This window comes from Brevibacillus brevis, assembly GCF_900637055.1.
In the GTDB taxonomy this organism is placed as follows: domain Bacteria; phylum Bacillota; class Bacilli; order Brevibacillales; family Brevibacillaceae; genus Brevibacillus; species Brevibacillus brevis.
Map to the genome: position 1 here is coordinate 3,156,072 of NZ_LR134338.1, position 19,353 is coordinate 3,175,424.

Genomic DNA, 19,353 nt, shown 5'->3' on the forward strand with positions numbered 1-19,353 from the left:
TACTCGAAAGGATGCATCCAAAAGGATACCCGTGCGATAAATATGAGTACCCAGTATATAAGAAGCGTAGTAAAATCGTAGGAAGAAAAAGGAAAACCTTTTGATGGAGCGGGTGATGCTATGAATTATCAGGATAGCCTTGAAGAGCTGGAAAGTCGTCTGTTGGTAGGACGAACCGAGGAAGTCCTTCATTTTTTGAAGTTGCTTGCGGATGAGCGGCGCTCCAAAAAAATCATGAATCTCTTCGGGACCGCAGGCGTGGGAAAAAGCTATTTGCTCGACGAACTTAAGCGGCAAGCTCATCTGCGTCAAGCAGCTACGCTCTCTTTGGACAGCGAGCAATTTTGGCACACGCCCTCTGATTTTTGCCTGCATATTTTGCAGGCGTTGCACGTTTATCATAAGGGAGAAGAGCAGCATCCCTCTCAATTGTTGGAGGAATGCGTTTCGAAGCTGAATGAAAAAGCGGCTGATCAAAGACTCGTCCTCTTTCTCGACATTTACGAGAACTTGGACGGCCTGGACCATTGGCTGCGCGAATATTTTTTCAAACGATTAAGCGCGAATATCCTGATCGTAGTCGCAGGGCGGCATCCACTGTCTGAAGCTTGGCTTCTTTCCCCCGGTTGGCGTCACTTCATCAGTAGGGTCCCTTTGTCCCATCTTCCTTACGATGCTGTTGAACGGTATGCGCATTACTGTCACATTTTTGAACCGCCTATCATCCAAGAAATGTGGCGACGCTCCAAAGGGCATCCCCTTACCCTTTCCTTGCTGTCCTTTACCTTGCAGCCGAAAGATCAAGAAGGAAACGGTGCTTTTCAAGAGGAAATGGATACGTTGCCGTTTGTCGTAAGCCAATGGCTGCGCGAGGTTCCCGGCGAGCATTTGCGTCCTCTCGTGGAAGCAGCCGCCGTATTGCGGCACTTCAATCAGGATAATCTGTCGTTTTTATTGAAAAGGGAAATCACAGCCTCTGAGTTTTTTCAATTGATCCGATTTTCGTTTGTACGGAAAGTGGACAGCGGCTGGACGATTCATTCCTTGATGAGAGAATCCATTGCCCAGGATATGCGGGCACGGACCCCGGTTCATTTTGCAGATTTGCAAAAGCGGGCCGTTCACTACTATTATGAGAAGTTCACCAAGTCAGCTCATTCGGTCCGTACACCAGAGGCTTTAGAGCTTACCTTCTTTTTAGGTGATGCACTCATTCGCGCCTTTTTAAATTGGTTCGATCCATTACCCAAACCATTCGAATCGATTCACACTGGTCATCGGGAAGAACTGCTAGAGTATATCCGCAATCAGCGGCACTATCCCTCCCCTAAAACGATCAAGCTGTTTGATCCGCATACGAACCGCCATTTTGATTTTCACCTGACAGCGGAGCAAACCTTGTACCCATTGAATTGGCTTGATCATGACCGTCTATTCTCGCTGGGATACGACGTGCTTCGCGTTCTGCGCAATGAAAACGGAGCGATCTCAGCACTTGCCGCAGTTGTTCCCATCAACGAAAAAACCCTTCCTTACCTGATGGAACATTCCGGCTCCCGTTCGTATTTCACCGCTCTCTCCAAACAAGAGCTAGAACGATTTAACGTGCCGGAACACACACGAGCAGGCTGGTTCATTCACACCATTCATCAAGACGATTACGAGGATGTTTCCCAACATACAGCCATTGGCCATATGCTGCACGGTTTGATGTTCACCGGAGAATTTTTATTGTGTTCACCTGCACCGTTTCCTTTTTTCAAAGCCGCCCACGAAAGTTTGGGATTTGATATAGCCGAATTTGCTACCCACACCAACTATGACGGAGTAACACCCACCCTCGTATTTTTCCGTGATACGCAAGGCGAGCATTTGCCCGCTTATTTGCAAAAGCTGCTTAAGCGATCCGGATTGGATGCGGATTTGCGTCTGGAAGAAGAAGCGATTCCAGCTACTTCTCCTCCAGCATCACCGGGAATAGTCACAACACTGGACATGAGCATGCTGACAGCACGGGAACAGGAAGTAGCCGCCCTTGTTCTGGAAGGATTGACGAACGCAGAAATCGCTGCTCGCTTGTATTTGAGCGAAGTCACGGTAAAAAAGCATTTGAAATCGATTTTTGAAAAGATGGATGTCAGCAACCGGACACAGTTGGTGAAAAAAATGCTTGTGTAGATCGAAAAAAGAGGAACCGTCGATGGCGGCTCCTCTTTTTATATGGCTACGGCATGACATACGGTTGTTCGAATAAAATATTCTCCACTGCCTCTACTACTTTTTCCGTCCACTCCCGTTCCTGATCCACGTTTGTGACATAAATAATCGTTTTATCGGTTTCAATGTATCGTCTTAGCCAGCTTCGATACCCCGGCCAGCTACCTCCGTGATGCACGACTTTTCCTGTCACTTGATCTTCACGCAACCGCCAGCCATATCCATAATGAGATAGACTGTCGTCCGTAAGCTGTATTGGGGAAAACGCTCTCTCTAGCGTTGCTTTTTTTACCAGCTTTTCTGTGTAAAGAGCTCTGTCCCACTTACGCAAGTCATCCAGTGTTGAACTGACCGCACCGTCTCCCTGAATGCCATCCAGATAAATGACAAAATCGTGCTCACTTGATTCATCCGGTAACACGAATGCATCAGATTGAGCAGACTTTACATATCCGTAAGCGTAATGTTTGGTCAACTCAGGAGAATATCTTCGGTTGTACACTTTCGTATGCTGCATATCTAGTGGTTGAAAAATGTTTTGCTGCAAAAAATCAGCAAATGGTGTATCAGCAACGTGTTCTACGATAGAAGCCAATAAGGCATAGCCAGTATTACTGTACTCATACTTTTCATTGGGTAGAAATAAGACGTTGGGTCGATGCTTGATTAGCTGTTCGAGTATGTCTTGATTCGTAGCGATTTTTGATTTATCCCAATATTGAGAAAACAATTCCATGTAATCTGGCAAACCGGATGTGTGTACAAGTAGATTCTCTACAGTAATATCGGCATAAGGAAAATCTGGAAAGAAGCTGTCAACTTTATCTGTATAGTTGAGCTTCCCCTGCTCTTGCAAGATCATGATGCCCATTGCTGTAAACGCCTTGGAAACCGATGCGAGTTCAAATACCGAATGTGGTGACAATCTCTCGGCCGTTTCCAGATTGGCCATTCCTATGGAATTTTGATAAAAGGGTTTCCCTTCTTCCAAAATCAAGATGTTGCCACTCCAATTGTTTTGTTCGGCAATCGTGGTAAAAAGCTCATCAAGCTGGCGGTGTCTCGTATCACTTACGTTGGCTCGCTGGGTCATTTTTCGTTTCCCCCACTCGTTTTTTTATCATGAATAGTAAATTGTCTCGCCGCAAAAGCCATTCGAACAATTTCATTATTACCACTTCTGATAAACCTTGCAGAGAGATCTGTTCCAAATGCTCGGACTACAAACAGATCTTCAGCAAATGGTCTCATTACGTAGGTTTCTCCCAAAAAGGAGAGCATCAGTTGACCATTTTCCAATCGGATCGGCACTGTCCCAAACTCACTTGATTGATAGTCCCCCACGAATTGATTCATTGCTTCCTCAGTTAGGAAATCAATCTTGCTAACCAGATGAGAGGATTCCGGAGGGCGGTTTTCCAGACTATTTAGCGCACCCAGCATAACAGCCAAAACCGGTGACATTTCCAGATTGGACAGTGCCACTCCGGCCAGTCCTGTTTCGGGAAAGAAGCACATTTGCGACGTAACCCCTTTAATGCCACCACTATGTTCAACTAACGTTTTTCCGTAGAAGTCAGAAGTGATAACCAATCCGTACCCGTAAAATTGACCAGGTACCAAGTCAGTCGGAAAGTACGGGGTTATCATTTGTTGCACACTTTCAGATGTCAGGATACGATTTCCCCCTGGTGTAAGCCCACCTTTGCAGAATATGTCCGTATATCGCAACATATCCCGCACCGTTGATTTTAGAAATCCTGCCGCCCGAGAAGCGGGAGTATCCCACCAATTCGGAGATGGAATCACTTCCTTGTGATCGCCTCTGTCTCGCATGATATACAGCTTTGTAATATTCTCATAGCCATTCAGCTCTTCCAGAAAAAAGCTCGTGTGCTCCATCCCGATTGGATCTATGATATGCTCCTTGACATAAGCCTCATACGACTTCCCGCTGACGCGTTCAATGATCGCTCCCAGCAAGGCAAAACAATCATTGGAATAACTGAACTCTGTACCTGGTGGCCCTAAAAGCTCTAAATCTAATGCAGAGATTACATTCATCAGGTCTTCGTACGTATCGATTGGTACCGCATCATCTGTATGGTTTTGCAGAAATGGATGGTCTTCTACCTCATTCTCTTCCAAGCTTCGCATCACACTTGCATAAAATGTTGGCAAGGGAGGAATTCCGCTCGTATTCGTCATAAAATGATGAATCGTGATTTGCCCCACATCAAGATTTTTCAGACGAAATTCCGGCAAGTATTTGACAACAGGGTCATGTACGGATAACTTACCAGCTTCTTGTAATTGCATGACCGCCACACAGGTAAAGGATTTTGTTATGGATCCAATCCCAAAGACCGTATCGATCGTAACCCCTAGTTGCTGTTCCACATCACGGAAGCCAAATCCGTTACTGTAAAAGATTTGACCATCTTTTGCTATTCCCATACAAACACCAGGTACCTGACCTTTTGTTATCCATTTTTGAGCATATTGTTCAAAAGAATCCATCCATCCGTTATTTGGCATATGCTTCTCTCCTTTGTTGACATATCGTTAGTTCTCGATCCAGCTGTCATTATATGTCGGCATGACAGATGTCCACTTTACTCCTTTTACACGAGAATTCATGACAGTAAAGGCCTTATCGTAATAGAGAGGGACAACATACGCTTGCTCAATCAGATGCTTTTGTACCTCCATGTACACTTGCTTTCTGGCATCAGTCTGTATGGTTGTACGCCCTTTCAATAGGAGAGCATCCAGCTTGTCATCTTTTACACCAGACAGGTTGTAGGCACCGCTGGAATGAAAATAGAAGTAAAGAATATCAGGGTCATCATAGGAGCCCGATATAAGCGTTATATCAAAATTTCCTTTAACGACTTCCTGCATGTACCCTGCTATTTCTAGATTCTGAATCATCATGTTGATACCAGCCTCTCCCAGCATGGCTTGGAGCAATTGGGCTTCTATGTCAAAATCTGCGGTACTGAGCAAATTCAGACTCAGTGTTTTTCCGTCCTTTTCTCTCACACCACTTCCGTTTACTTTCCAACCAGCATCGTCCAGCAATTTCTTTGCTTCGTTCACATTATACTCGTAACCGTACTTCTCAAAGGATTTATCATACCCTAGCGTTGATGGAGATAACGGCGCATGGGCTACTTCGCCTTCTCCCTGCGTAACAGCTTGGATAATGGCTTCTTTATTGACGAGCATGTTAAATGCTTTACGCACCTGCATATCTTGAAACGGTGGTCTCTTCAGATTCATCTCCATCAATAAGCCCAGTCCAGGACGTAAACGATCTATCACTTGATATTTCGGATTATTTCGATAATATTTGGCGTCTTTCACAGGTATTTCCATCGATAGCACCACTCTCTAGCGCTGATAACCTGAGTTGGCTGTCAGCAATCGCTTTTATGACAAGTTTGTCGGCTCTTGGAGGACCTTGATTTTCATAATATGGCTCTCCCCACTGAAAAGCTTCATTTCTAACATAGGTGACACCTTCGCCCGTTTTCCAGCTCTCAAACTTCCACGGCCCTACACCCACTGGACTCCGGCCGTACTCCTCTCCACCCTGTTCAATCGCTTTCAACGATAACGGCTGTGTTATATAATTCCCTAGCGAATCGAGGAAGGCAGAATTGGGGTCATGTAGTTCCAGAACGAGGGTCTGATCGTCTGGCGCTTTCACACTTTTTATTGGAGCCATTACTTCAGCGGCTGTTTTTGCTTTTGTCTGTGGATTGAGAACACGATCGAAGGTTTCCTTAAAGCTTTTTGCAGTCAGAGGTGTCCCATCGTGAAAGGTAATCCCGGAACGAATGGTGAAGGTCCACGTTTTGCCATCCTCAGAAATTTTATAGTCACTTGCCAGGGAAGGCTTGTATTCATTTGTCGCAGAATCCTTATATAGCAGCGATCCACCGAGCAACCAGGTATAGACCCCTGCAGATCCAGCAGACATGTGAGCATCTAACGTATCCGGTTCATACGGGTAGGCTACTGTAATGGTTCCGCCCGATTTTGGTTTGGCACTCTCCTGTTGCTCGACTGGCACTGGTGTTTGCATGCTGCAACCAACCACCAAGAACACAAATAGAGTGACAAAGCCCCCCAAAAAGACACTGTACGTTTTTCGCTTGTTTTTCTTCATGTGTCAGCATGCCACCTCCTACCCTTTTCTTTTTGAAAGAACTTCCGATGATGACAAAGAATTTCACCTCCTTCGCAAGCTGTAACAAAGAGTACATTTACTCTTTATCCAGTTGTTGAAGCTTCCACTGTAATCCTTGGTAGAATAATTCATTTGTTTTCATATACGGTTGCAGACCAGGGTACAGGATTGAACAAATTCTTCTAAAGCGTTCGAGATTTTCTGATTGGTTTGAAAGCATCCTTTCAGCAAATCGACGGAAAAATGACTGCGAGACAGGGAGTTCGTCAACATCGGCAAAAAGCAGCACATACTCTTGAATATTCGCCTGTACGACAGGACTGTCTGGAGTTGCATGTTGCTCCGCTGCTTTCAACAGCTGTTTATGGTTTTTAAGCATTCTGGCAGTCCACATCTCAACACTAATTTTGGGCAGGTGAACTACTTCCAGGAAGGACATAACATCATGCTTCATCTCCCGGACAATCTGTGGATCATTAAACATTTCCTCCAACTCATCGAGTGCAGCCGTTTGTGCTGCCGAAAGCTTGCCTTCCAGCAATGAAGATACGTTAATCCCTAGTAAAAAAATTTCTCGCCATTCAACCGGAAATTGTTCAGGAAAAACGGACGAAAACATTTTTTCTAAAATAAACCTTTCCCGTTCCAATGCATTTGTAGATATTGATTCAATTAGCTCGTGCATATAACTCAGAGAATCATGGCCACCCTTACTCTGCTTTGTTTGTTCCAAAATGGATTTCATGCTGGCAAGCGTACGCATTTGGATGTCCAAAGCTTCGATTTGCCATTCTATCGCCATATCAATAGGTATATCCCCAGCTAACATTCTCTGAATCTCATCAATCCCAAAGTTTAGATAGCGAAGGGTTAAGATCAGCTTTAACCGCCATATTTCCTCTGCCGTATACATACGATGCCCTCCAGGAGTTATCTCAGCAGGTGAAAGCAGACCGATCTCGTCATAATAACGAACAGTGGGTACAGAAGATCCTGTCATTTTCGCCACTTGTCCTATGGAGAACTTCACGTCCTTTGTTGTTGGATCAATCTGTTGATTTTGTGTGGTGTCTATTCTGTTCCTCGCCTTTCCGTGCACGTTACAACACCTCCTAGTCAATTATAAAACCTCAAGTAACTTGAGATTCAAGGGGCAATCTGATGAAAGGAGACATGGGCATCCCTTCGCTCAACTGATTTTCATGCTTTTACCGTAAAAAAAGAAGCGTAATGTGAACATAAAAAAGCCAGGTGGGTGTTGACACCTGACTTCGTAAACGTAAACGGACGGTTGAAATTATTCATAGAGATCTGTGCTTAAATATTTCAGGCCTGAATCATTAATCGTCAACGCAATATTTGCCCCTTTTTCTTTCCATTTCAAAAGCTGTAGGGCAGCCGCAACATTTGCTCCTGAAGAAAATTCTGCGAATATTCCTTCTTTTCTTGCTAGTTCTCTAGCATCTTGTATCGCTTCTTCATCGGTAACATGGATGAAGTCTGTAACGAAGTTCTTATCCAGAAGAGGTAAATCCATGGAATATCCGCCACCTTGGATCTTGTGATTGAGATTAGTAGCAGCTTTACTAGAGTAGAAGGGAGCGGTATAAGGTTCAAAGGTACCACCAGAACCAGTTTGGCGAAAATATTTCCATCGAGATTTTCCGTAAGCCTTGAAAGATGAAGCATGGGAGTATTACCAATCGCTTTAAGAACGCCTGATAAAATCATGTTCTCCATAGACATAGCGCCTCTTTTCGTATATTTTGGACTAGATAGTGTCTGCATCGAACTATATATAGTCTGATTGTAGATTATAACGTACATACGTGCAATATAACGTCCAAATTCAATGGAGGGCATTTTATGGAAGAGTTCCACACAAATATTGGAGAGAACATAAAGCGTATTCGGAAAGAAAGAAACTTGAGCTTGGATAAAACTGCTGAAATAACAGGAGTTAGCAAAACGATGTTAGGACAAATTGAAAGAGGCAAGTCTGCTCCAACCATCACAACACTTTGGAAAATAGCGAGTGGGTTGCGCTTGTCCTTTTCTTCACTCGTTAGTCAATACAAGCCGAATGTTACGATCGTGAAAAAGAAGGAAGTAAATTCAATTATTGAAAATAATGGACAGTACCGTGTATATCCACTTGTACCGTATAATCCAGAACAACAGTTTGAAATCTTCTCCGTAACTCTTGAACCAGGATGCGAACATATAGCAGAACCACATTCAACAGGGGTTGAGGAATTCATTCTCGTAAATGAAGGCACGCTAGAGGTTGTTGTCAATGAACAGGTTTATGTAGTGGAACCGGAGGATACTCTTATTTTTAAAGCAGACAGGCCTCACATTTATCGAAACAATGGTGATCGTATCGTAAAGTGTTCCGTAGTCATTCACTACTCAAGTCAATGAAAACAAAGAGAAACCCACTACATGTAGGGTTTCTCTTCCGATAGATCACTAGCATATTTGCTATCCGTTAGCAGTATTCCCCCATTCCTGTTTCCGCTCATGGAGCGAGCTCGCAATCATACGGTCCAGCAGCTGTGTAAAGGTCATACCTGCTGCAGCTGCACTCTTTGGAAACAGGCTGTTGGCGGTCATCCCCGGTAAGGTGTTCACTTCTAGTACGTAAGGTATATCCTGGCACAAAATCATATCGACCCTCGCATAGACCTTGCACTGCAGCAGCCGGTAGCTAGCGAGCGCCGCCTCGCGAACACACTGCAGGGTAACGGGAGGAAGCTCGATCACCTTCTCCTCCGCGCCGCCGTCCTCATATTTCGCTCTGTAGTCGAACCACTCTGAATGCGCGGAGCGAATGCCGATAATCGGTAGTACCTCGCCATCCAGAATCGCGCAGGTAATCTCCGTCCCTTTCAAATAGGACTCAATCAAGATCCCCTGATCCAAATGGCTGGCTTCCTGAACAGCCGACAGCAGCTCACCCTCACTATGCACGAGCTGGACACCAATGCTGGATCCCCCCATATTCGGCTTCACAATCACCGGGTAACCCAATTGCTCCACCGCCTGAGGATTATAAACGTCCTTCCAATAAAGTCCTGCAGGCGTTTGAATACCCGCCTCCTTCAGCAGCATCTTGGACAGTTGCTTATTCATGCATAGGCTGCTTGCCAGGACACCGCTTCCTGTATAGGGAATACCGAGGGTCTCCAACGCTCCCTGCACCGTGCCATCCTCGCCATATTGGCCATGCAGCGCCAACAGCGCGAAATCAATACCTTCCTGCTGAATCTGTGTGATTAAATCCGCTCGCTGCGTAACGATAATGGGAACTGCCTCATAGCGGCTGCGATCCAAATGATTAATCATCTCTTGACCAGTCTGCAGAGAAACCTCACGTTCAGAAGAAATACCACCCATAATTACGCCTATCTTCATGATGACACCTCATTTTTCATCAAAATGGTTGTACGGTTCGTAATCGTTATGTCTCAAGAAAGCGACGCGCCTGTTTGCCGATTATCTGAATACCCCGCTCGATATTTTCATCCGTTACTCGTGAAAAACCTAGTCGCAAGGTATTCGTCCCTGTTCCTTCTTGAATAAAAAATTTGTCCCCCGGTGTAAAAATGACACCCTCCTCTGTGCAAGCTTCTAGCAGCTGGCGTGTATTTACGCCAGAGGGGAAGGTAAGAAACAAATGCAAGCCCCCATCGCCAGACAGCTGCGCCTCAGGGAGATGCGCTTCACAGCATGCCTTCGTCAGCTCATATTTGCGCTTATATTCCATACGTGCTTTTTTGACATATTTATCGAAATTTCCATTCAGCAAATATTGATAGAGGATCGATTGATCAATGGTTGAAGTATGAATGGTACGTGCACGCTTCATGCTTTCCAGATGGTCGATCAGTGCCTTGTCTCCGAGCACCCAGCCCACTCGCAATCCAGGGAACAGTACCTTGGAGAAGCTACCAATATAGATGACTCCGTTCCCTTGCCCTGCTGCCGCGATTAATGGCGCAACATGCGCCCCCGAGTAGCGCAGTTCCTCATTGAATCCATCCTCAATCACCGGAATCTGATAGCGCATCATTACTTTCATAACGGCAGTGCGCTTCGCTGGCGACATGACAATTCCTGTCGGATTGTGATAGGAAGGAGTCAAATAGGCCAGGTCGAAGCTGTTTGTCTGCTTCTGCAATACCGCCTCAAGCTGCTCCACATCAATACCATCTCTCTCCATCGGAATGCCGGTAATCTCGAATCCTTGCAACTTCAAATTCTTGATCGCTGTATGATGAGTCGGATTTTCACAAATGGCTGCTCCACGACGCGCAGAAGGACGCAGTGCCGATAGCACGATGTCAAAACCTTCTGTAAACCCGCTTGTAATCACCATATCCTTGCCGGTCAAATCAACGCCCTTATTCTCCATATAACGCATCAAGTAATCGATCAGTGGCTTGTAGCCCTTGGCATAGCCATAGTTGAGCAGAACCTGTCCTTCGATTGCCATCCGATCCATAAAGGCTCGCCTTACATCCCCCAGATCAAACAATTGCTCATCCGGTGCGATGCTTGTGAACGAGATGGTTCCTTTTTTGGCGCGAATGCCCTGCTTCATCATGTCCAGCTCTGCTGCGGATACCGCATATTCGTTCATTCGTGCCTTCCAGTCGATCTGCCAGGAGACGGCGTTGTCAGCTCCTCCATTATCTGCAACGAAATGGCCTACCATAGCGGTTACATAGCTGCCTTTACCGGGAATCGCATACGCAAATCCGTCATCCTCTAAGCCTTCGTAGGCTGCAATGACTGTATTGCGACTCACTTTTAGCAAACTGCTCATCTCTCGTGTGGAGGGCAGCTTTTGATCCGCCTGAAGCGCGCCTTTGATTATTAAGCGTTTGACGTATTCTTTCACTTGTATCGCGACTGGACGGTCACTAACAAGCTTGAAATCCTGGAACATCCTTCATCGCCCCCGTCTATAATGATGGCATGGGAGACGAGAGAAAAAAAGAACCACCGCACTGGATTTTTCATCCTTCGGTGGTTCCTCTGTAGCAGTCAGCATACACCCAGGGTAAAAATGAAAGTAAAAAAGAACCCATTTTTCCTCAGGGTTCCTCTTTTGCAATCATTTTTTAGTAGGCCGCTAGTGAATCCTTTACCAGAGGCTATCCGTTTTATGGTTGTTTTGCGCCATCACAATATATTTGTCCAATTGCTGGCTTACCCCCAAAACTACATCACTTGTAAGACCATGTTTTCCTGCCAATTCAATCATTTGCTGTCGTAGTTGCTCGATGCTTTTTTCTAAATCTAAGTGGTGTCGACTTGCTTCTTTTCCCGAGCCCCAGATCGTGCACTTGTTTTTAGGGGCACCTACTCTTTCTCTTTTCGGGGATGTTCCTAGGTGCACAGGGACTTCCCTTTCTAATGAACTTACGAGAGCTTTTATGTTAAGCACCTCCTATTTTTACAAATTATTACATTAACAAGTATATATGAATATGCAAGAATTCACCAACTAAGAAAAAATTGAATAGAAAAAAACATCCTATCGAAAGGATGTTTTTTCTACAATGGATGAATCCATTCACTCGTAAGCGTTCGCTATTTCTTATTCCCGATCAACAATTCCACTTCTTCGATTTCCTTCGGGATCTGCGATGAGAGCACCTCGCAGCCGTCTTCTGTTACTAACACATTATCTTCAATCCGAATGCCAATCGCTTCTTCCTCTATGTACAGACCAGGTTCAATCGTGATCACCATACCTGGTTGCATGGTAACACTGTAATCCGAAAAATCGTGCGTATCCAGTCCAAGGTGATGAGACACGGAATGATAGTAGTATTTGGACAGCTCATTGCTGTCTTGGATGAGACCGAGACGTAGGAGGCCATCTGTCAAGACTTGTTTCGTGACATCATTGAGTTGTGGAAGTGTGACACCAGGCTTCACTGCTTCGATCGTCTTGATTTCTGCTTCGAGCACGAGTTGATAGATCGCTTTCTGACGTTCTGTAAAGCGACCATTCACGGGAAACGTTCGCGAAATGTCAGCCGCATAGTAATTCGATGCTGCACCGAGGTCGAGAAGGAGCAGGTCACCATCTTCCGTACGCTGATTATTCGCTTCATAGTGCAAAATAGTAGCATTGATTCCGCTAGCAATAATGGGTAAATAAGGAAGCTCGCGAACACCATGGGACTTCAACGTGAAATCATAGTGCGCTTCTAGCTCATATTCCATCATTCCAGGACGTGCATGCGACCACATACGCCGGATTGCTTCATCCGTGATCGCAATCGCACGTCTGATTTCTTCAATTTCTGCCGGACTCTTTACCATACGCAGTTCTTTCAGCCATGGGCCCGCATCGTGAATCTGCAGGGTCCGGTATTTTTTTTGCGCGTCTTCAGCAAAATTCTCTGCGGGCGTCAGCTCATCGCTCCACAGATAGCGATACAAGTCAAGATAAAGCGAGCACTTGCCTTCGCAGCGCCTCATAAAGGTTCCAAATGACTCCAGCCACTCATCGAGATAGTCGCAGTGTTCGATACCAGATTGCTCTTTCGCCTCTTGATCCGATAAGACGGCCCCTGTCCATTTCGCTTCCAGTTCATTTGGGCGCTGAAGAAATAACGTTTCGGTCACGATGCCAGCGCGTTTCGTGATCATAAGAATGAGGTTGCTGCGCGCAATGCCGGTTAAATAATAGAAGTTGCGGTTCGGTGAAAACAGAAATTTATCGTCATTGCTGCGTGTCTTTACAGCCCCTGAAAATAGGACAAGTGCGCTGTGATCAGGCATTTTTTCCGCGAGTCTTTGACGGCGATTGATGAACACTTTTGAATCCAAAGTTATTGTCATTTGATTCCACCTCTTCGTTCGTGAGTTTCTTCTTGGCTTGATCCAGCATGTGAAAGGCGCTCTTGCCTCCTGTAAGTTCAGTATAATCTGACAATTATCCACCGATTTTACTTTGATAAATCGTCATGAATCCTCCTTTTTCTATATTTTAGGATACTTTGATCATTTGGGAAACGATTTTTCGCAATAAACCTTTTATTGAGTCCATAAAACAAAGAGCAGTTGCTTTAGCTAAACTGCTCTTGTTTTAGTAGATTACGACCGTATTATATTAAAAGTTACTCTGCCACTCTTTTCGCCCAGCGCAGGTCCGGTGTCCCGGTTACACTAAAGCGGATGCCTTCGATTTTTTTGCTGTTGAGGTAGTTTTCGTTATTGAAATAAACCGGGATGACGGGCATGTCCTGCATCAAAATGGTTTCGGCGTCGTGCAGAAGCTTCATGCGTGCTTCCTCGTTTTGCTCGACCTTTGCTTTTTCGATCAGTTCGTCAAACTTTGGATTGGCCCAGTTGGTGAAGTTACGCGAGCTTTTACCTGTGTACAGCTCCAGCATCGCAAGCGGATCGAGGTAATCGCCGCCCCAACCCATGCGGGCAATCTGGAAGTTTTTCTGCTTGAACGTATCGATGTACGTTTTCCACTCCTGATTTTCCAGCTTCACTTGCACGCCCAGATTTTGCTTGAACATTTCTTGCAGCGCTTCGGCGATCTTCTTGTGGTTTTCTGCGGTGCTGTATTTCAATGTAATCGGCGGAAGCTCTGTCCAGCCTTCTTCCTTCAAGCCTTCCGCCAGAAGTTGTTTCGCCTTAGCTGGATCAAACTGATAGTAAGGCGCCACTTCTTCTCGGAAGTCTTTGCCCGAAGGAGTTTTCACACCGAATGGCGTATAACCGTACGCCGGAAGCTGGCCCCCCTTGGTCACGTTTTTCGTCAGGATGTCCCTGTCGATCGCGTACGAAAAGGCCTGACGAATTTTCGCATTAGTAAACGGCTTTTCCTCTACGTTGAACGTGTACGTATAAATGCTGTAGTCCGGGAATGATTTATACTCTTCTTTTTCTTTTTCCTGCTCAATCACATCGATCGGCAGGGAGTCAATCAGGTCGAGGGCTCCCGTTTTGAACATTTGGTAGTAGGTGGTCGCTTCGTTTACCATCTTGAAGTGGACGGTGTCCATCGTTACCTGTTCTTTCTCCCAGTAGCTCTGGCTTTTGGCGATTGTCAGCTGACTGTTGTGGTCCCAGCTCTCCACGGTGTACGGGCCATTGGTCACGATGCCTTTCGCTTCGGCCGCCCAGTTTTTATCCGCATCCACGACTTTCTTGTTCACCGGCAGATAGGCGCGACTCATCATGATTTTCGGAAAATAGGTGATGGGGTCTTTCAGTCCGACGATGAGTGTGCGGTCATCCTTTGCCTTGATCTGAACCTCATCTACGCTGCCTTTGCCCGTGTTGTATGCCTCCGCGCCTTGTATGTAGTAGAGCGCAGATGGTTCATAGGCGGCAGTCTGCGGATTCAGCACGCGCTTCCAGGAGTATTCGTAGTCATGCGCCGTCAACGCATCACCGTTCGACCATTTCATATCGGGACGCAGAGTAAACGTGTAGGTTTTGCCGTCAGGGGAGACTTCCACCTTTTCGGCTGCGCCTTCGCTGATGTCCCCATTTTGGCTGTATCGGTACAATCCTTCGTACAGATGGTCAATCACCCAATATGAGGTGGTATCGGAAGCAAACGCCGGGTCTAATGTGTACGGTTCGCCCCGCAGATTAGCGGTAATAACTTGTTTGACAGCTGCTCCCGTCTGTTGATCGGAAGACGCTGCCGGTTTATCGCTGCCGCACGCAGAAAGCGCAGGTATAGCGAGCGCCAGCAATGCGGCAAAAGCGAGCAATCCCTTTTTCATGATGATTTCCTCCTTGTTCTCCTCTATCTACTGTACAAGATGGCAAGCGATCCAGTGTCCGTGCCTCACCTCCTTCCAGTCCGGCGCTGTTTCGGCGCAAATGCCTTGGGTAACTGGACATCTGGTGCGAAACGGGCAACCGCTTGGCGGATGAATGGGGCTGGGCGGTTCTCCAGTCAGTACAATCTGCTCCCGCTCTTCGCGCTTGGCTGGATGGGAGACGGGCATGGCCGAGATCAAGGCCTGTGTGTACGGATGTAGCGGCGTGGCAAACAACTCCTCGCTCGGTGCCAGCTCCATCATCTGTCCCAGGTACATCACGCCAATCCGGTCGCTGATGTGCTTCACCATCGACAGGTCATGGGCGATAAACAGGTAGGTGATAGACCGCTCTGCCTGAAGATCGGCTAAAAGATTGACGATTTGCGCCTGAATAGACACATCCAGTGCGGAGATGGACTCGTCTGCCACGATAAAGCTGGGCTCCACCGCAAGCGCGCGGGCAATTCCGATACGTTGTCGCTGTCCGCCACTGAATTCATGCGGAAAGCGTTTTGCGTGGCTTGGGTGCAATCCTACCAGCTCCAGTAGCCGATAGATGCGCTCTTCCCGCTCTTTTCCTTTTGCCAATCCATAGGAATCGATTCCTTCGGCGATGATGTCACCCACTCGTAATCGTGGATTGAGCGAGGCTTGCGGATCCTGGAAGATCAGCTGCATGTGGCGGTTTGCTTCCCTACGCTCGCGTCTGTCCATTCTGGTGATGTCTTTACCTTGAAACAAGATTCGCCCTGCAGTAGCCGGGTACAGGCCCACGATCGTCCTGCCCAGCGTAGACTTGCCGCAGCCGCTTTCCCCGACGATTCCGAGCGTCTCCCCTCGCCTGATTTCAAAAGAGACGCGGTCAACAGCTCTAACCCGCTGTCCTCCGCCAATCTCAAATGATTTGGCGAGATTCTCTACCCGCACAATGTTGTCAAACATGTATCTCCCTCCCTGCTACCATCCACGCATCCGCTCTTTGGGCACGCGGGTCGTTCAACCAGCAGCTCGCCTCATGCTGATTGAAAAACGATTTCGATTGCGGCATATGCTCCAGACAAACTTCCATGGCAAACCGGCAACGGGCAGCGAACGGACAACCGGCAGGCGGACGAAACAGATCCGGCGGTGTCCCTTCGATGGGGATCAGCCGCTCTTTTTTGCCTGCATCGAGGCGTGGCACAGACTGCAACAGCCCTTGTGTGTATGGATGGCGCGGATTGTCGAAGATTTCTCCCACCGGGCCGCTCTCCACCACTACGCCTGCGTACATGACCGCTACTTGATCGGCTACCTCTGCGACTACGCCCAGATCGTGGGTGATCAGAATGATCGAGGTGTTCAACTGCTCCTGCAATTCCTTCATCAGACGAAGGATCTGGGCCTGAATGGTCACGTCGAGCGCCGTCGTCGGCTCGTCGGCGATAACCAACTGCGGTTGGCAGGCAAGCGCCATGGCGATTCCGACACGCTGCCGCATGCCTCCGCTTAGTTCATGCGGATATTGTTCAAATCGCCTCGCTGCCTCCGGAATGCCTACCCTCTCCAGCAGTTTCAGCGTCTCTTCCATTGCTTCTGTCTTCGTCTGCTTTCGATGTTTGATCAGCCCTTCTGCAATCTGCTGGCCGATTTTCATCGTGGGGTTCAGCGAGGTCATCGGGTCCTGAAAGATCATCCCAATCTGCGAGCCACGAACCTGCTGCCATTCCAGCTTGGTCAGCCCCGTCAGTTCCCGCCCGCGAAACCGAATGCTGCCGCCTTTTACCTGTCCGGATCGTGGAGGAATCATCCCCATCAATGCCCGCGCAGTCACACTTTTTCCGCAGCCGCTTTCCCCGACAATGGCCAGCGTCTCTCCCTCCTTTACAGAAAAGGAAACCCCTCTTACTGCCTGCACCTCTCCGCCGTACGTACGAAAGGAGACGCGCAACAGATCTACTTCTAACAATGGCTTCACGATGTACTCCCCCTCATTTCCTGATCCGCGGGTCCAGTGCGTCCTGCAAACCATCCCCGAGCGCGTTGCACGCGAACATGGTAAGCGAAATCATAAATCCCGGAAAAAACAACCGCCACCACTGTCCGCTCAGCATAACCGCCAGCGCGTCGTTGGCCATCGTTCCCCAGCTGGCAGTTGGCGCTTGCACACCCAGCCCAAGAAAGCTGAGAAACGATTCGGCGAAAATCGCGTGCGGTATCGTAAAGGTCAGGTTGACGATGATGACGCCGATCGTATTCGGCAGCAGATGTTTGATGATGATTTTGGCATGGGAGGTACCCAGCTTTTCTGCAGCCAGCACAAACTCCTGACGCTTGATCTGCATGATTTGTCCTCTGACCAGGCGGGCCATGCCGACCCAGCCGGTTAGTGAAAGGGCAATAATGATCGTTGCGAGACCAGGCTCCAGAACCACCATCAGCAGGATGACCACCAGCAGATACGGAATGCTGTACAGAATTTCAGCCAACCGCATCAAAATGTTGTCCACACGGTCGCCCAGCTCGTTCCTCCCTGCCATGTAACCGGATATCCCACCGATGCATACACCGATCACTAGGTCGATGGCAGCAGCCGCCACACCAATAAACAAAGAGATTTGACCGCCTACCCAGGTACGTGCCCACATGTCCCGACCCAAGTCATCCGTTCCAAACCAGTGCTCGCCCGACAGCGGCAGATTCCCCTTTGTCAATGACTGCTCATGCGGGCTGTGAGGAACGAGCATCGGACCGATGATCGAGAGGGTCACCACTGCCATGAGCAGGAAGAACCCGAGCATTGCCAGCTTGTTGCGGAATACCCGCTGCAATACCTCCTGCCAATAACTAAGACTGGGACGTTCCAGAATTTCTTCGGAAAGCCGGTTTCGGTCGACTGGTCGAAACAGGGAATCCAGTTGTGTTGCCTGATTGGCCATAACGCTACTTCCCTCCACTCGTCAATCTGATGCGCGGGTCAATCACCCGATACAGCAGGTCGATGATGTACAAAGTAAAAATGAGTACAAAGCTGTAAAACACTGTCATTCCCAAAATAACGGGATAATCGCGGTTAAAAATGCTTTCCACGAAGTATTTGCCGAGCCCGGGAATGGCGAAAATCTTTTCCACCACAAAGGTTCCGGTCATCAGGTTGGCAAACAGCGGACCGATAAAGGTAAGAACCGGCAGGATGGCATTGCGCATCCCGTGTCTTACGACAATCGAAAAGGTGCCGAGCCCTTTCGCCTCCGCCGTGCTTATGTATTCCTGCTGCCAAACCTCAAGCATGCTGGCTCGGACGAAACGGGCGATAATGGCGAGCGGACCGATAGCGAGCGCAAGCGTTGGAAGAATCGAGTGTTCCCAGCTCCCCCACGCAGCAACGGGAAAAAACTCCCATTTGACAGCCAAGTACTTGATCAACAGTGGCGCCAGAATAAAACTGGGGACGGAAATCCCGATGATGGCTGCAAACATGGACAAGAAATCCAAGGTTCGATTGTGATAGAGTGCCGCTACAATTCCCAGTGTGATTCCACCTGCCAGCGCGACAATAAACGACTGGAGTCCCAGGACAGCCGAGGCGGGAAATCCTTCTGCAATGAGCGTGTTCACATCCCTCGTCTTGGACTGGATTGAGGGCCCCAAGTCAAATTGCAGCAATCCTTTCAGATAGAGCAGATACTGTACCGTGATTGGCTGATCCAGGTTGTACTCCGCCCGCATGTTCTTCACCACTTCTTCGGGAAGCATTTTGGCGTCAGATGCGAACGGGTCACCCGGAATCAGGTGCATGGTCACAAACGTTACTGTGACAATGATCCACAGGGTAACGATCATGAGAAAGCCACGCTTGACCGCATAATGAAGCACGTTGTTTCCTCCTTAACATAAAAATAAGTAAATAGATATGAATACTACGAATTAAAAATAGAGAAAACCCCTCTCCGAAAAGAAGAGGGGCGATTTCGCGGTTCCCACCTTCTTATCTCGCAGAATACATCCGCAGGAATTGGCACCGTAAGGTCAATTAGACCAAGGTTGCCGGGTTTCATCGGGCCAGTCCCTCCACCACTCTTGATAAGAATGTTCTATGAAATTTAATTTCATCGTAAAATTCTTTTTTATCTTATCACTTTA

The 19,353-nt window shown here is 47.5% G+C and carries 15 protein-coding genes, 1 pseudogene and 1 riboswitch; of the genes and pseudogenes, 2 read left to right on the forward strand and 14 right to left on the reverse strand.

Annotated features, from left to right (window positions below; translation table 11 throughout):
• The first annotated feature begins 120 nt into the window (after positions 1 to 120).
• Positions 121 to 2,178 carry a LuxR C-terminal-related transcriptional regulator gene (locus EL268_RS15065; protein ID WP_106655284.1) on the forward strand — a complete coding sequence of 686 codons (2,058 nt, stop codon included), beginning with the start codon at positions 121 to 123 and terminating at the stop codon, positions 2,176 to 2,178.
• A gap of 46 nt (positions 2,179 to 2,224) precedes the next feature.
• Here the strand turns inward: EL268_RS15065 and EL268_RS15070 are convergent, their stop codons facing one another.
• The 5 genes and pseudogenes from EL268_RS15070 to EL268_RS15090 all read right to left on the reverse strand — a co-directional run bounded on the left by EL268_RS15070 (position 2,225) and on the right by EL268_RS15090 (position 7,952).
• Complete coding sequence (locus EL268_RS15070; RefSeq protein ID WP_106655283.1) at positions 2,225 to 3,310, reverse strand: serine hydrolase domain-containing protein; 1,086 nt, start codon at positions 3,308 to 3,310, stop codon at positions 2,225 to 2,227.
• Positions 3,307 to 4,755 (reverse strand): serine hydrolase domain-containing protein, encoded by a 1,449-nt coding sequence (locus EL268_RS15075; RefSeq protein ID WP_106655282.1) that lies wholly within the window; start codon positions 4,753 to 4,755, stop codon positions 3,307 to 3,309. Before EL268_RS15075 ends, EL268_RS15070 begins: the two co-directional genes overlap by 4 nt.
• 27 nt (positions 4,756 to 4,782) lie before the next feature.
• Positions 4,783 to 6,394 (reverse strand): annotated as a pseudogene (locus tag EL268_RS33855) (ABC transporter substrate-binding protein).
• 97 nt (positions 6,395 to 6,491) lie between these two features.
• Positions 6,492 to 7,514 carry a MerR family transcriptional regulator gene (locus tag EL268_RS15085; protein WP_106655281.1) on the reverse strand — a complete coding sequence of 341 codons (1,023 nt, stop codon included), beginning with the start codon at positions 7,512 to 7,514 and terminating at the stop codon, positions 6,492 to 6,494.
• A 198-nt stretch (positions 7,515 to 7,712) separates the two neighbouring features.
• A complete protein-coding gene (locus EL268_RS15090; RefSeq protein ID WP_232030465.1) occupies positions 7,713 to 7,952 on the reverse strand; it encodes a pyridoxal-phosphate dependent enzyme in 240 nt (79 codons plus the stop codon).
• Between the two features lie 329 nt (positions 7,953 to 8,281).
• Between EL268_RS15090 and EL268_RS15095 the strand changes: the two genes are divergently transcribed.
• Positions 8,282 to 8,839, forward strand: a complete 558-nt coding sequence (locus tag EL268_RS15095) for a helix-turn-helix domain-containing protein (protein ID WP_106655280.1) — start codon at positions 8,282 to 8,284, stop codon at positions 8,837 to 8,839.
• 60 nt (positions 8,840 to 8,899) lie between these two features.
• Here EL268_RS15095 and EL268_RS15100 read toward each other — a convergent pair whose 3' ends face one another.
• From EL268_RS15100 to EL268_RS15140, 9 genes are all read right to left on the reverse strand, one after another.
• Positions 8,900 to 9,832 (reverse strand): D-alanine--D-alanine ligase, encoded by a 933-nt coding sequence (locus EL268_RS15100; protein ID WP_106655279.1) that lies wholly within the window; start codon positions 9,830 to 9,832, stop codon positions 8,900 to 8,902.
• Positions 9,833 to 9,878: 46 nt separating this feature from the next.
• The gene (locus EL268_RS15105) at positions 9,879 to 11,369 is read right to left on the reverse strand and encodes an aminotransferase-like domain-containing protein (protein ID WP_106655278.1); all 1,491 of its coding nucleotides are present in this window, start codon (positions 11,367 to 11,369) and stop codon (positions 9,879 to 9,881) included.
• A gap of 198 nt (positions 11,370 to 11,567) precedes the next feature.
• Positions 11,568 to 11,870, reverse strand: a complete 303-nt coding sequence (locus tag EL268_RS33730) for an aspartyl-phosphate phosphatase Spo0E family protein (RefSeq protein ID WP_307724105.1) — start codon at positions 11,868 to 11,870, stop codon at positions 11,568 to 11,570.
• A 146-nt stretch (positions 11,871 to 12,016) separates the two neighbouring features.
• Positions 12,017 to 13,279 carry an aminopeptidase P family protein gene (locus EL268_RS15115; protein ID WP_106655276.1) on the reverse strand — a complete coding sequence of 421 codons (1,263 nt, stop codon included), beginning with the start codon at positions 13,277 to 13,279 and terminating at the stop codon, positions 12,017 to 12,019.
• 278 nt (positions 13,280 to 13,557) lie between these two features.
• Complete coding sequence (locus tag EL268_RS15120) at positions 13,558 to 15,189, reverse strand: peptide ABC transporter substrate-binding protein (protein ID WP_106655275.1); 1,632 nt, start codon at positions 15,187 to 15,189, stop codon at positions 13,558 to 13,560.
• A gap of 27 nt (positions 15,190 to 15,216) precedes the next feature.
• Positions 15,217 to 16,173 (reverse strand): ABC transporter ATP-binding protein, encoded by a 957-nt coding sequence (locus EL268_RS15125; RefSeq protein ID WP_106655274.1) that lies wholly within the window; start codon positions 16,171 to 16,173, stop codon positions 15,217 to 15,219.
• A complete protein-coding gene (locus EL268_RS15130) occupies positions 16,166 to 17,188 on the reverse strand; it encodes an ABC transporter ATP-binding protein (RefSeq protein WP_106655273.1) in 1,023 nt (340 codons plus the stop codon). The genes EL268_RS15125 and EL268_RS15130 overlap by 8 nt, the downstream gene beginning before the upstream one ends.
• A gap of 13 nt (positions 17,189 to 17,201) precedes the next feature.
• Positions 17,202 to 18,149: an ABC transporter permease gene (locus EL268_RS15135; protein ID WP_106655272.1), complete on the reverse strand. Its 948-nt coding sequence runs from the start codon at positions 18,147 to 18,149 to the stop codon at positions 17,202 to 17,204.
• Between the two features lie 4 nt (positions 18,150 to 18,153).
• Positions 18,154 to 19,086, reverse strand: coding sequence for an ABC transporter permease (locus tag EL268_RS15140; protein WP_106655271.1), 933 nt, complete (start codon positions 19,084 to 19,086; stop codon positions 18,154 to 18,156).
• 109 nt (positions 19,087 to 19,195) lie between these two features.
• Positions 19,196 to 19,300: riboswitch (SAM riboswitch) on the reverse strand.
• Positions 19,301 to 19,353 lie beyond the last annotated feature (53 nt).

Excerpts from the sequence above, each read along its gene's own strand:
- EL268_RS15065 (WP_106655284.1), top strand. The coding sequence starts at position 121 with ATGAATTATCAGGATAGCCTTGAAGAGCTGGAAAGTCGTCTGTTGGTA.
- EL268_RS15070 (WP_106655283.1), bottom strand. The coding sequence starts at position 3,310 with ATGACCCAGCGAGCCAACGTAAGTGATACGAGACACCGCCAGCTTGAT.
- EL268_RS15075 (WP_106655282.1), bottom strand. The coding sequence starts at position 4,755 with ATGCCAAATAACGGATGGATGGATTCTTTTGAACAATATGCTCAAAAA.
- EL268_RS15090 (WP_232030465.1), bottom strand. The coding sequence starts at position 7,952 with ATGGATTTACCTCTTCTGGATAAGAACTTCGTTACAGACTTCATCCAT.
- EL268_RS15095 (WP_106655280.1), top strand. The coding sequence starts at position 8,282 with ATGGAAGAGTTCCACACAAATATTGGAGAGAACATAAAGCGTATTCGG.
- EL268_RS15100 (WP_106655279.1), bottom strand. The coding sequence starts at position 9,832 with ATGAAGATAGGCGTAATTATGGGTGGTATTTCTTCTGAACGTGAGGTT.
- EL268_RS15105 (WP_106655278.1), bottom strand. The coding sequence starts at position 11,369 with ATGTTCCAGGATTTCAAGCTTGTTAGTGACCGTCCAGTCGCGATACAA.
- EL268_RS15115 (WP_106655276.1), bottom strand. The coding sequence starts at position 13,279 with ATGACAATAACTTTGGATTCAAAAGTGTTCATCAATCGCCGTCAAAGA.
- EL268_RS15120 (WP_106655275.1), bottom strand. The coding sequence starts at position 15,189 with ATGAAAAAGGGATTGCTCGCTTTTGCCGCATTGCTGGCGCTCGCTATA.
- EL268_RS15125 (WP_106655274.1), bottom strand. The coding sequence starts at position 16,173 with ATGTTTGACAACATTGTGCGGGTAGAGAATCTCGCCAAATCATTTGAG.
- EL268_RS15135 (WP_106655272.1), bottom strand. The coding sequence starts at position 18,149 with ATGGCCAATCAGGCAACACAACTGGATTCCCTGTTTCGACCAGTCGAC.